General features: G+C 66.5%; 11 protein-coding genes. 2 read left to right on the top strand and 9 right to left on the bottom strand.

The annotated features are described in order from the left end of the window. The first annotated feature begins 111 nt into the window (after positions 1-111). A complete protein-coding gene (locus G6N30_RS07380) occupies positions 112-1,995 on the top strand; it encodes a CocE/NonD family hydrolase (RefSeq protein WP_407664712.1) in 1,884 nt (627 codons plus the stop codon). Here G6N30_RS07380 and G6N30_RS07375 read toward each other — a convergent pair whose 3' ends face one another. After that, positions 1,996-2,544 carry a DUF2505 domain-containing protein gene (locus G6N30_RS07375; protein WP_234880053.1) on the bottom strand — a complete coding sequence of 183 codons (549 nt, stop codon included), beginning with the start codon at positions 2,542-2,544 and terminating at the stop codon, positions 1,996-1,998. A 17-nt stretch (positions 2,545-2,561) separates the two neighbouring features. Between G6N30_RS07375 and G6N30_RS07370 the strand changes: the two genes are divergently transcribed. Continuing rightward, positions 2,562-2,993, top strand: coding sequence for an SRPBCC family protein (locus G6N30_RS07370; protein WP_134051491.1), 432 nt, complete (start codon positions 2,562-2,564; stop codon positions 2,991-2,993). Here G6N30_RS07370 and G6N30_RS07365 read toward each other — a convergent pair. From G6N30_RS07365 to G6N30_RS07330, 8 genes are all read right to left on the bottom strand, one after another. Beyond that, positions 2,947-3,360 carry a DoxX family protein gene (locus G6N30_RS07365; protein WP_134051492.1) on the bottom strand — a complete coding sequence of 138 codons (414 nt, stop codon included), beginning with the start codon at positions 3,358-3,360 and terminating at the stop codon, positions 2,947-2,949. The genes G6N30_RS07370 and G6N30_RS07365 overlap by 47 nt on opposite strands. Positions 3,361-3,396: 36 nt before the next feature. Then, positions 3,397-5,085: a PE-PPE domain-containing protein gene (locus G6N30_RS07360; RefSeq protein WP_234880054.1), complete on the bottom strand. Its 1,689-nt coding sequence runs from the start codon at positions 5,083-5,085 to the stop codon at positions 3,397-3,399. A 534-nt stretch (positions 5,086-5,619) separates the two neighbouring features. Further along, positions 5,620-7,098, bottom strand: coding sequence for a flavin-containing monooxygenase (locus G6N30_RS07355; RefSeq protein ID WP_134051493.1), 1,479 nt, complete (start codon positions 7,096-7,098; stop codon positions 5,620-5,622). Between the two features lie 8 nt (positions 7,099-7,106). After that, positions 7,107-7,982, bottom strand: a complete 876-nt coding sequence (locus G6N30_RS07350; protein ID WP_134051494.1) for a class I SAM-dependent methyltransferase — start codon at positions 7,980-7,982, stop codon at positions 7,107-7,109. A 17-nt stretch (positions 7,983-7,999) separates the two neighbouring features. Continuing rightward, positions 8,000-9,238 carry a phthiocerol/phthiodiolone dimycocerosyl transferase family protein gene (locus G6N30_RS07345; RefSeq protein ID WP_134051495.1) on the bottom strand — a complete coding sequence of 413 codons (1,239 nt, stop codon included), beginning with the start codon at positions 9,236-9,238 and terminating at the stop codon, positions 8,000-8,002. Positions 9,239-9,282: 44 nt separating this feature from the next. Beyond that, on the bottom strand, positions 9,283-10,149 hold the full coding sequence (locus G6N30_RS07340) for an ABC transporter permease (RefSeq protein WP_134051496.1): 867 nt from the start codon (positions 10,147-10,149) through the stop codon (positions 9,283-9,285). After that, complete coding sequence (locus G6N30_RS07335; protein WP_134051497.1) at positions 10,149-10,958, bottom strand: ABC transporter permease; 810 nt, start codon at positions 10,956-10,958, stop codon at positions 10,149-10,151. The genes G6N30_RS07340 and G6N30_RS07335 overlap by 1 nt, the downstream gene beginning before the upstream one ends. Next, positions 10,955-12,052 carry an efflux ABC transporter ATPase subunit, DrrA-related gene (locus G6N30_RS07330; protein ID WP_134051498.1) on the bottom strand — a complete coding sequence of 366 codons (1,098 nt, stop codon included), beginning with the start codon at positions 12,050-12,052 and terminating at the stop codon, positions 10,955-10,957. Before G6N30_RS07330 ends, G6N30_RS07335 begins: the two co-directional genes overlap by 4 nt. Between the last annotated feature and the right edge of the window lie 25 nt (positions 12,053-12,077).

Raw genomic sequence — 12,077 nt, 5'->3', positions numbered from 1 at the left:
GACCACATCACCCGGTCGTCCGCCAGGACCTTGCGTGCACAAATTCTCTGACGTCACTTCGCCGTCCGTCTGGCGCAGCCACTGCCGAGCCGTTACCGTCGGACCCGGAGGGTGATGGTGCGCAGCGACGCTGACCACGTGTGGCACGAGAACCAGGCGGTGCCGCCGCATAAGCCCGGAATGTATTGCCAATCACGCTATCTCACGATGCGTGACGGTATTCGGATCGCGGTCAACCTGTACCTCCCGACGCACCGGCCCGCTGGGGCGCGAATGCCGGCGATCATCAACCAGACCCGGTACTACCGGGCCATGGAACTGCGCCAGCCCGCGCGCGCCGCGATGCGCGGCAAACCGTTCCACCACATTCCGTCCACCGTGGCATGCCGGCGGCGTTTCGTCGGGGCGGGATACGCCTGGGTGGACGTCGACGTGCGCGGTTCCGGCGCCTCGTTCGGCCACCGTGTCTGCGAATGGTCACCGGACGAGATCCGAGACGGCGCGGAAGTGGTCGACTGGATCATCCGCCAACCGTGGTCGGACGGTGCGGTGGGCGCGTTGGGCAGTTCCTACAGCGGCGGTGCGGCCGAACTGCTGCTGGTCAACCGCCACCCGGCCGTTCGGGCCGTGGCGCCGCGCTTCTCGCCCTTCGACGCCTACAGCGACATCGCGTTCCCCGGCGGTGTCCGCGCCCGCTGGTTCACCGAGACGTGGGGCCGCTACAACGCGGCGCTGGACCGGAATGCGCCGTGGGACGCGGCCGGTTGGTGGGTGAGGCTGTTCGTGACGGGGGTGCAACCGGTCGACGGTGACCGAGACCGCTCGTTGCGTGCGCAGGCGATCGCGGCGCACGACGCCAACTACGACATCCACCGGCAGGCCGAGTCCCTCAGTTTCCGCGACGACGTCGCGCCGTCGGACCCGTACCACCGGGCCGGCGAAGAGGCACCGCCGCTGATCGGCAACCCGATCGACGAGGCGGGCAGCATCAACCTGTTCAGCCCGCACAACTACTGGCGTGACGTCGAGGCGTCGGGCGCCGCCGTCTACAGCTACAGCGGTTGGTTCGACGGGGCATACGCGCATTCGGCCATCAAGCGGTTCCACACCGTGTCCACCCCCGTCCACCGGCTGATTCTCGGCCCGTGGAGTCACGGGGGTGGATGGCACATCGAGCCGTTCCGCGCACCGGCCAAGTCGACGTTCGATCACGAGGGCGAACTGCTGCGGTTCTTCGACGAGCATCTGGGTCAGCGGAACAGCGGCCTGGCGTCCGAACCGAGGGTGCGCTACTTCACGATGGGCGAGGGCCGCTGGAAGGCGGCCTCGACGTGGCCACCGGCCGCGACCACCCGGAGGTTCTATCTCGCGAGCGGCAGGATGCTCACCGACGCTGCACCGCAGGACGATCGCGCGGCCGACGAGTACCGCGTGGACGTGACGGCGGGCACCGGTGAGCACTCGCGGTGGCGCACACAGGTGGCGATCGGTGAGGCGGTGCGGTACCCGGAACGCAGCGGGGCCGACCGCAAACTGCTGACCTACACCTCCGCACCACTGGTCAGCCCGCTCGAGGTCACGGGTCACCCGATGGTCACGCTGTTCGTCAGCTCGACGGCCGATGACGCCAACCTGTTCGTCTACCTCGAAGACGTCGACACCCGTGGCCGGATCGCCTATGTCACCGAAGGGCTGCTCCGGGCCGCCTGCCGTCCCATCAGCGCCCTCCCGCCGCCGTATCGTCAGGACGTTCCGTACCGCACGTTCAACCGCGGGGACGCGAAGCCCCTGATCGCACACGAGATCACCGAACTGACCTTCGATCTGGTGCCGACCTCGTATCTCGTCCGCGGGGGGCACCGGCTTCGCATCGCGATCGCCGGAGCGGATGCGAGCCACTTCGCGGTTGCGGACGGCACGCCGCCGACGCTCGCCGTGCACCGCGGGCGGCTGCACGCCTCGCACATCGACCTGCCGGTCGTCATGCCGGCCTGATCAAAGCCGCCCGGTGATCCAGCCGGTGGTGAAGTCCTGCAGACGGGTGATCTCGTCCACGGTGTAACCGCCGATGAAGCTCTCGATGCGGCCACGGACGATCGGGACCTTCACCGCGACCGTCGTGGAATAGGTGAGGTGCGAGCCGATCTCCGCCGGTTGGATCTTCGCCCGTCCGGTGGCCGACAGCGGTGCACCCGTCACCGCGATGGCGATGTCACCGCTCACTTCCCCCTCGTCGCCTGGTGTCCAGGTCTCTGTGCGCACCATTTCGAGATCGCCGCGGTGCACCTGGGTCACCACCTTGGGCAATCGATCGCGGAGCAGACCCAGTGTCACCGTGACCGTCACGCAACCGTCGGCAGCGACCTCCAGAGCCGACAACGCGGCGGATCCATTGCCGAATGCGGCCAGCCTTGCGTGCCAGTACTTCTCGTCACCGAAGGCCGACAGGATGTCGGCCACTTGGACCGGTGATTCGATCGACACGTCGAATGTGCGCGCCACCGTCGCCACTCCTATCGGTTTCAGCTCCGCGACGCTCGCCACGGTGCGATCATGGACCGATGGGCAGAAAGCAGCGATCGGTCGAGGGGTCGTCCCGGTGTTCCGCAGCGCCGGAACGCGTTTGGGAAGTCTGGACCGCACCCGAGGGATGGCCCGGCGACGTCATCGAGGTCGGCGCGGTCGACGGTGAGTTCGCAGTGGGATCGACCGTGACGGTGAAGGTGAAGGGCGGTGTCAAGACGAAGTCCACCCTCACCCGCGTCGACGCACCGAAGATCTGGACATCCGTCACGAGATTCCCGGGGCTGACACTGACTTATGAACACGTCATCGACGGGTCGGCGGACGGAACCGTCCTGACCGAGCGGGTCATCATGACCGGTCCCTTCGCCGGGCTCTTCGATCGGATGGCGCGGGGCCAGCTCCAGCAGACCTTCACCGCGGTCACTGCGGATATTGCGCGGTCGGCGGAGACTGCTCCGCCACACTGAGTCCGTCATCGTCACCCAGCAGTGAGATCTGCCCGGCGAGAACGAAAGCCGAGAAGATGAACACCGCTATCGCGAGGACCATCTCCTTGACCGGGTCGTTGACACGGTGGTGGGCGATGACCGCCCCGATCAGCAGGAGCAGCAGACCGACCGCCGCGGCGATCGCGAGCGGTCGCCAGAACAGCCCGCCGATCAAACCGACGACCGACGCCCACTGACACCAGCCGATGAAGCGGGTGAGGCCGACCGAGATCCGCAGGTGCGCCTGGTTCTTACGGGCATCGCCGATGAAGAAAACGTTCAGGAATCCCGCGACGGCCATGAAGATGGCCAGTCCGATGGACACGATCGCGATGGCGATCTGCATGTGGCGTCCTCCTGCAGACGTCGATTGGGCTGTGCGTCAGGGCGTCGAGGGATCCGAATTCGTCTCGGTGCCGGAACCAGCTCCGTCGGTGGTACCGGAACCCGTCTGGGTCGGTCCGGGATCGGTCGTCTCTGGATCGGCCGACGGGGTCGACGGCGTGGTGGTTTTCGTGGTGGTCGTGCGTTTCGGGATGAAGGCTCCGACAACCTGTTTGACCGCGCCCTGGATCGCCTTGGGGATACCGGACACGAACTTGTTCGGTGCCGGTGCCGCCGGCCTGGTGACCGCTTCTTGGCCGTCGACCTCGCCGGTCCCTGCGGGCGGCGGAGTGACGGGCGGGGCCGGCGGGAGCGACGCCTGTGTCTGCACCGCCGGCAGCTGCTGCTCTGGTGGTGCGCTATAGGTCGGGTCCGCCGGGTAGGCGGACGGGCCCGTAGTACCCTGCTGCGTGGTCGCAGGCGCAAGAGAGGTCTGTCCCCCGGACTCTGGCGCCGCCATCGCACGGTTCTCCATGGCCGTCTTGACGTCGGCCTGCATGAGATTGGCGTTGTTGAGGTTCTCGAGATTCTTCTCGGTCTGCTTCATCCCGGCGGCGATCGCCTTGAAGTCGGTGATCCACTGATCGATGCCCGGCATTCCGTCGAGGAGTACCGGCTTCGACGGATAGAGTCCGCCATCGACAGGACGGTCATAGCCCGTTTCGATGATGGCCCTCAGCAGCGGATCCAGCGCCTTGATGACGTCCTCAGGCACTCCCAAGTCGCGAAGCGGTCGTGTCAGCGGAAGGTCCCCGACCTCGTTCCTGATCACCACATCGGTGATGTTGCCGTTTCTGGTGATGATGTACTTGCCGGGATCCTCGAGCTGCTGCGCGGCGATCTCATCGTCGGAGATCCGACCGTCCTTGTTGGTGTCCAGATCGCTGATGTCGACGTCTTGGTAGTAGCCGTTGTGGACATACAGGAAGCCCATGGCGGCGTTGGCCCACGCGAGCGGGTTCATCACGTACTTCGGCACGTCGGAGGCGCCGTCGTACTGCTTGCTGATCAGGATGATCTGCGGCGCGTTGGGGTCGTTCGAAGGCGCCGGGTTGGTGGAGGCGCCGAAGCTCAGCCCGATGAACGGCACGTAGACACCTGCGGGGAGCCGGGCCCACAAGCCGCCATCGTTGCGGGCGCCGTTGCCCACCATCACGAAGGTCACCTTCGACGCGTCGTAGTTCTCTTTCTCGAGCTGTGCGACGACATCCGATGCGGCGTTGGCGCCCTGCGAGAAGCCGACGACGTAGATCGCGTCACCTTTGTAGGCCGGGTCGTTCTGAGCGTCCTTGATCGCCTGAATCGTCTTGTCTTTGGCAATGCCCCGCGACTCGTCATACGTGGGATCCGTCAGGCCGGTCAGAACGCCGAATCCACGCGGGTAGTCGATATAGACGTTCTTCCCTTTCGGGCCGTCATTGTCTTCCAAGTCATAAGCGCCATTGAGCGCGTCGCGCATGCGGTCGGTGCCCTGAGGATCGTTGGTCGGAAGAATGTCCTTCGTCCCGTCGATGAAGATCGACGTGGCCGCGGCCGGGTTGATCCCGGCGAGGTGGCTGTCAGTGGCGTACGAGAGCCCGAACAAGGCCGCAATCGGCATCGCCATGCCCGTCGTGATCAACGACGCGACAGTCGCGCCCTTCGCCGTCGATCCACGGTGCTGCGATGTCTTCTTCGGCTGCTCCACAGCGACCGCTCGATGATTCCCCACGTTGGTCCTCCACCCCGGGTGATACTGCTTGGGCTAACTCATGCCCCCCTGATCGGCGAGCGTAGCGCATCGCGTAACGGTAGCGTTATACATTTCGCTGACAACCGGCATTTTCGTCGATCGTCGCACGTGACCCGAGGCCTCCAACCCCGCGCCACGGTCGCCGTGTGAATTGCCCTGTGGAAGAATCCGGCTACCGGAAACCGCTGGCGCAATCAAGTAATCGCTCGGCCGGCACCCGCCGAAACCACCATGTACCAACGGTATTACGGAAATATCCGGTATTCGGCCTGCGTAGTGGGGAGTCGTCGGCAAAAGGAGGTCGCTGTCGGCCGAGACGCCGTCGACGTCCACCGGCGCGGCCGCGTACTCCGTCCGCTCCCCGCTGATTGATTCCTCAGTCAAACGGTTTGCTCAGGGGTGGCGCATCGCTCTTTGCGCGAAAAGCCGACCAGAACGACGTCGGCCGTCGATAGCAAAGATCGTTCGACAGCGCCCACGGTCGCCGCTTCAGCGAAACGCGTAGTCGCTGAGCGGGAAGTTCGTCGACTCCCTGAGCGCGCGCCCTCGGGAACTCGGACGGACGATCGTCGCGTCACCGCGGAAATGGTAGGACCGCGACGCCGCGCAGTTGCCGCGGAAGTACACCATGTTGCCCAGGCGTTTCGCCATGCGCTCGAAGTGGCGGGCACTCGCGTCCTCGGTGACCTCGAAGGTCGCGCTCCCCCGGCGCTGCAGCTCGCCGAACAACCGGTCCATGTGCCGCATCTGGCATTCCATCATCGTGAAGTACGACGCCCCTGTGAACGCATACGGGCTGGCCAGGTTCAGGAAGTTGGGGAACGAGGGCACGGTGACACCGTCGTAGGTCCGGAACCTGTTCTCGCGCCACCACTTGCCGAGGTTGCGGCCGTCCCGGCCGACCACCTCGATGGCGGGGAAGTTCGCCTCCCACAGATCGAATCCGGTCGCCAGCACCAGCGTGTCGATCGGCGTCTTGCGCCCGTCGGTGGTGACGATGCCGTCGGCCTCGATCCGGTCGATGCCCTCGGTCTCCAGCCGCACATTCGGCTGGGTGAACGTGCGATAGTAGTCGTTGTTGAATGTCGTTCGTTTGCAGCCGAATTCGTATTCCGGCGTCAACATGCGGCGGGTCCGCTTGTCACGGACCGACGCGAACAGATGCAGCTTCGACACCCACGTAGCCACCGAGTTCACCGGTCTGGTCCACCGATAGTTCACCACGGCCGTCGAGATGCCGACCTCGGCGAGCGCGTCGGTGAGCAGCCGGAGCAGACCCTGGATCGCCGGGAAGCGCGCAAAGATCCGGCGGATCACGGGAGGAATCGGGAAGTCGACCTTGGGCACCACCCAAATCGCCGTGCGCTGATACACCGTCAACTCGTCGGCTTTCGCGGCCAGTTCCGGGATCAGCTGCACCGCGGTCACCCCGGTGCCGATGATCCCGATGCGCTTGCCTTGGGCCCGGTAGTCGTCATTCCAGCGTGCAGTGTGGATCATCGTGCCGGCGAATCCGCTGACGCCGTCGATGTCGGGAATCCGCGGCTGCGAGAGGTATCCGGTCGCCGTGACGAGGAAACGTGCCGACACGGTCTCCCCACCGGCGAGCGTGACCCGCCACCGCTCGGCGTCCTCGTCCCAGCGGGCACCGTCGACGGTGGTGTTGAACCGCATCAGGCGGCGCAGGTCGTACTTGTCGGCCACGCGATCGGCGTAGGTCTTCAGTTCGGCGCCCGGTGCGTGCAGCCGCGACCACGTCGGATTCGGTTCGAACCAGTAGGAGTAGGTGGTCGACGGGATGTCGACGGCCAGCCCGGGATAGTGGTTCACATACCAGGTGCCACCGAGGTCGTCCTCGCGATCGAGGATTGCGATCCGCTCGTAGCCACAGCGTTTGAGCTGTATGGCTGCGCCCATCCCGCCGAAACCGGCACCGACGACGATGGCGTCGAGTTCGTCTGCGCTCATCGTCGGAATCAGAACGCGTAGCGGTGCAACCCGACGAGCTTGCGCAGCACCGGGGTGTGCGAGGCCACCCGGGTGAACCGGCGGAGACCCCTCGGAAGCCGTTGTGCGGTCTCGGCGTCGAAGATCGAAATGGCCTTGACGACGCGCACTCCGGGCACGGCCCTCAGGATGTCCTCGGGACCGTCGACCGACCATCCGAGCGTCGAACCCGACCAGCGCACCACGGTGTTGTTCTTGCGCATGGCTTTCGTGCCGAACCGGCTCCAGAAGTCCAGCTGCAACTCGCCGGCGGGGAACCGCTCGACCACCCGGCGCAGCAGCGCGACACCGTCGCGCTCCTGCAGGTACATGCTCACTCCTTCAGCGAGCAGCAGCACCGGCCGGTCGGTGGGGATGTCGTCGAGCCACGCCGGGTCGGTGACCGAAGCGGCGACCAGATGGTAACGGTCCCGCGTCGGATAGAACTGCTCCCGTAGGGCGATGACGTCGGGGAAGTCCACGTCGAACCACTCCACTCCGGGTCCGGGGTCCACCCGGAACACCCGGCTGTCCAGCCCGCAGCCGAGGTGCAGCACGACTGCCCGCTCATGGGTCTGCAGGAATTCGCGCACCCAGATGTCGAATTGGGCGCCCCGCACGGTGATCGACGACACCTGGCGGCGGCGCTGTTTGGTGATCGGGCTCGTCCGGGGGTCGTAGTCCACCTGCGAGATGAGTTTCTTGGCGTAGGTGTCGCCGAGGATCGGCCGGTCCGAATCGGCGTCAAGAGCCTTGGCGTACACCATGTCCAGCATGGTCTGCGGCGGCCCGCTCAACTCGACGTGCACCCGGTCGCCCTGCGGAGCGGGGATGCTGCGCCGGGTCTTCCAGCTCATTGAGGTCATGTGAGGTCCGTTCTTTCTCAGAGTTGTGCGGTTTCGAGGGAGGCGGCGCGCAGCAGCGAGAGCACCATGTTCACCGACTTGTCGGGGTCGGCCGCGTCGACGTGGTGTTCCAGGACGAGTTCACCGCCGACGACCCCGAATCCGTAGACGTCGATGACCGCCGAAGACGCGCGGTGGAACTGGGACTGGAAACCCACCACCTCCAGGTCGGGCGGGGTCCTCATCGCCGACACGTTGCCGATGTTTGTCGACAGCACGACATCGGCCAGGCCCGGCAGCGTCCCCTCGTACTGCAGGTTGAAGTGCAGCAGCGACTGCTGGACCACCCCGTCGGCGAGGTCTGCCTGCAGCGTGCTCGCGATGTCGCGGGCGAGGTCGACCATGCTGGTCTGCGGCTTGATCTGCGCCAGGTACGTGGCCACCCCGAGTGCAAGGGTGCACCCGGTCGGGCTCACCGGCGGGTCGAGCAGCGGCCGCAGGTTCACGTTGTACACATAGGGAATCGGCACCTGCGGGGTCTCGCGAAGCCGCCACTCCACCATCAGGATCGCCGCGGAGACCAGGTTGTTGACGAACAGCCGGTTCTTGCGTCCGAACCGGACCAGTGCCGTCGTCTCGGCCACACTCAACCGACCGCGGCCGACCGGCACTCCCCCGGGTTTGGCGAACTTGCTGCTGTCCGTCGACCGTCTCGGCGGTAGCTCGTGGGCGAACATCGCGGGGATGAACCGGTCGAGTCCGGAGCGCTGCCCCTTGGTGACTCCCCGCTGTTCGAGCAGCGTTTCGATCGGCTCCGGCGCCGGTTGCGGATCGACCGGCCCGGGGTCTCCGGTGGCGACCACGTCGGTGTAGCGGTCGAACAACTCGAACAGCAGTCCCGCGATGTGGTTTCCGTCCGCGAGGCTGTGGTGGACGTAGAGCGTCAGGTCGGCGAAACCGTCGGAGGGTTTGACGGTCAGGTTCATCAGCGCGGCGCTCTGGTCGATCGCCGCGGGGCTGACGTCCTCGTCCTCGTCGAGCACCCACATCCCGGGATGCATGAGGTCGTCGGCGACGATCTGGTAGCGGCCGTCCTCCCCCTGTTCGAGGTGGGCGGCATAGACCGGGTATTGCTCGAGCAACGCGTCGAACGCGGTCGACATGGCGTCGACGTCGAACGGGCCTTTGACGGTGATCGTCACCGAGGTGAAGGTGTGCGTCTCGGCGAAGAAGTCCTCGCTGGGGGCGAGCTTGCGGACGACGGCGGTGGGATACACCTGGACACTCCCGTTTCTGTGGTCGCGGACGGCTGGTTGCGGGCTCACCCGCGCATGCTGGCCCGGCGGTATCCGATGACGATCGGGATCGCGCAGGCCGCGGCGATGCCGAAGGACCACAACAGCGTTCCGATGACCGGTTCCTGCACGGGCCCGCCCAGGGACAGACCGCGCATCGCCTCGATCGCATAGGACACCGGCTGATGCTCGACGATCGGCTGGATCCACTCCGGGTATTGATCGAGTGGGACGAAGCCGCTGGAGAAGAACAGGCACAGCGAGTTCACCAGGACGATGGCGTTGACCATCGTGGGGCTCGGCCAGTACAGCGCCACGGTCAGGACGAGGACGGCGAACGCGGAGCCGAAGATCACCGGGATGCACAGCCACGCCGCCGCGGCCGGGGCGCCGTGTTCGAAGCGCAGGCCCATCAGCAGCCCCACGCCGAGAAGGCAGGCCGAGTTGAGAGCGACGCGGAAACCCTCCGCGCTGATGCGGGCGAGCAGTCCCGACGACCGGTGCACGGGGACCACCCAGAGCCGGGCGAGCAGTCCGTCGGTCCGTTCCCCAATGATCCCGACCGCCCCGACCGAGGCGCCGTTCATCGCGCCGATGACGGTCATCAGCGGCACGCTGCCGTACAGGGCGCTGTGCCCGGTGACGGCGGCGATCGCATCGCCCAGCACGATGTCGAGGACCACCAGCATGAAGGCCGGGAACACCAGGCCGAAGAAGAACGTCATCGGGTCGCGGAGGAACCGCAGGAGCAGCCGTTGGGTCTGCATCCAGGCGTGCGGTAGGAGGTAGCGGGGCGAGTTCTCGCCGTGCCGCCGCTCGATGACCGGGAACTGCTCCTCGCGCAGCATCACCGCGGCGACCGGTGTCGTGTCTTTGTCGGGGGCAGTGGACATCAGGGCCTCCTCCGGAGGATCAGCACGGACAGCGGCACCATGATCGTCATCACGCCCATCAGCCAGGCCACCGACGGACCGATGGTCGCCCAATTCACCTCGCCTGCACCGGGTGTGGTGTCGCCGCCGAGTGCGCGCAGCGCGTAGATGAACTGCGAGATGGGCTGGTTGCGCACAATCGGTTGAATCCAGTCCGGGAAGTGCTCCACCGGTTGGATGCCCACCGAGATCAGCCCGAAGATCAGTTGGGGCAGCATCAACCACTGTGACGTCGCCTCCGGGTTCTTCGAGCTGCTGCCCAGCAGGTCGGCGAGGAACGACAGCACCAGCCCGATCGCCAGCAGCAGTACGCAGAAGCCGATGGCGTTCACCAGGCCACCGTGGAACCGGAACCCGATGATATGACCGCTGATCAGCGCGGCGGCCGTGCCGACCGCGCACCGGTACAACCCGGCGGTCATGCGCGCCGCCAGCGGGGTGAACGGGGCGATCGGCATCGAGTCGAACCGCCGGTTGATGCCCTTGACCGAATCGGTCGCCGCGCGTAGCGCCCCGGTGATCGCGGCGAACGAAATACCCTGCAGCGCAACCAGCGGCATCAAGAACTGCGCGTAGGTGCTCATCCCGGAGCGGGGTCCGAGGATGTTGTTCAGCGGGATGTACCAGCCGACCGTGAACACCACCGAGGCGACCAGCGCGGTGACGACTTCACCGTTGCGCAGCGTCGGGGAGATCAGCCGGTTGGTGAGCACCCACCACTGCCCGAACGTGGACGGCGCCGGGCGCGGCGTGGTCAGCGCTGCCGTCATGACATCACGTCCGACGGGGTCTCGGCCCCGCGGCCGTTGCGGCGGTGCCGTCCGCCGTCCGTGGTGCCGACGGTCGCCAACGCGGCCTCGTCATCGTCGACGGACGGCGCACTGCGAAGGGGCTCCTGCCCGGAATCGGCTGTCAGCGCGAGGAACACGTCGTCGAGCGACGGTCGTCGCAGCGCGATGTCGGTGAGGTCGATGTTCGCCGCGTTGAGCCGCGACAGCGCTTCGACCAGCGTGCTCGGCCCGTCGGGCGCCGGCATGGCGATCCGGTCCGACGAGGTGGTCAGCGCCGCGCGGTGCTGTTCGGGCAGCAGGTCACCGAGCGCGTCGACCGCGGCGGTCAGGTCGTGCAGGTCCCGCGGCACGATCACGCAGTAGCTGCCGCCGGTGCGTTCCTTGAGCTGATCGGCGGTGCCCTCGGCGACGATCTCGCCGTGGTCGATGACGATGATGCGGTCGCTGAGCGCGTCGGCCTCTTCGAGGTACTGGGTGGTGAGCAACGTCGCGATGCCGAGCTCCTTGAAGCCCGACACCAGGTCCCAGATGAGCTGGCGGCTGCGCGGATCGAGCCCGGTGGTGGGCTCGTCGAGGAACACCACCTCGGGGCGGACCACGAGTCCGCACGCGATGTCGATGCGCCGCCGCATTCCACCCGAGTACGTGCTGAGACGACGCTCGGCGGCGTACACCAGGTCGAACTCGCTGAGCAGTTCGGCCGCGCGCGCCCGCGCATCGACCTTCGACAGCCCCTGCAGGCGGCCGAACAGGACGAGGTTCTCCCTGCCGGTCAGCATGTCGTCGAGTGCCACCTGCTGTCCGGTCAGCATGATCGAGCGCCGGACCATGGCCGCCTCGCTGACCACGTCGTAGCCCGCGATGCTCGCCCGACCTCGGTCCGGGCGCGTGAGTGTCGACAGGATGTCCACCGTGGTGGTCTTGCCGGCGCCGTTGGGGCCCAGCAGCGCGACGACCTCACCTCGGCCGACCTCGAAGCTGACCCCGCGCAGCGCGTGCACGTCGCCGAACGACTTGCCGATCTCGCTGACGACGACGCTGGTGTCCGACGAGGCCGATCGATTCTGTTGCATCAGTTCCTTCTTCGTTCGTTGACGA

This window comes from Mycolicibacterium litorale (genome assembly GCF_010731695.1).
In the GTDB taxonomy this organism is placed as follows: domain Bacteria; phylum Actinomycetota; class Actinomycetes; order Mycobacteriales; family Mycobacteriaceae; genus Mycobacterium; species Mycobacterium litorale.
Note: the sequence above shows the minus strand (reverse complement) of the source record. Positions and strands in the feature narration are given on the sequence as shown.

What these genes read in the sequence shown, in the direction of transcription:
- G6N30_RS07330 (WP_134051498.1), bottom strand. Translation starts at nt 12,052, where the DNA reads ATGCAACAGAATCGATCGGCCTCGTCGGACACCAGCGTCGTCGTCAGC.
- G6N30_RS07365 (WP_134051492.1), bottom strand. Translation starts at nt 3,360, where the DNA reads ATGCAGATCGCCATCGCGATCGTGTCCATCGGACTGGCCATCTTCATG.
- G6N30_RS07340 (WP_134051496.1), bottom strand. Translation starts at nt 10,149, where the DNA reads ATGTCCACTGCCCCCGACAAAGACACGACACCGGTCGCCGCGGTGATG.
- G6N30_RS07335 (WP_134051497.1), bottom strand. Translation starts at nt 10,958, where the DNA reads ATGACGGCAGCGCTGACCACGCCGCGCCCGGCGCCGTCCACGTTCGGG.
- G6N30_RS07355 (WP_134051493.1), bottom strand. Translation starts at nt 7,098, where the DNA reads ATGAGCGCAGACGAACTCGACGCCATCGTCGTCGGTGCCGGTTTCGGC.
- G6N30_RS07350 (WP_134051494.1), bottom strand. Translation starts at nt 7,982, where the DNA reads ATGACCTCAATGAGCTGGAAGACCCGGCGCAGCATCCCCGCTCCGCAG.
- G6N30_RS07370 (WP_134051491.1), top strand. Translation starts at nt 2,562, where the DNA reads ATGGGCAGAAAGCAGCGATCGGTCGAGGGGTCGTCCCGGTGTTCCGCA.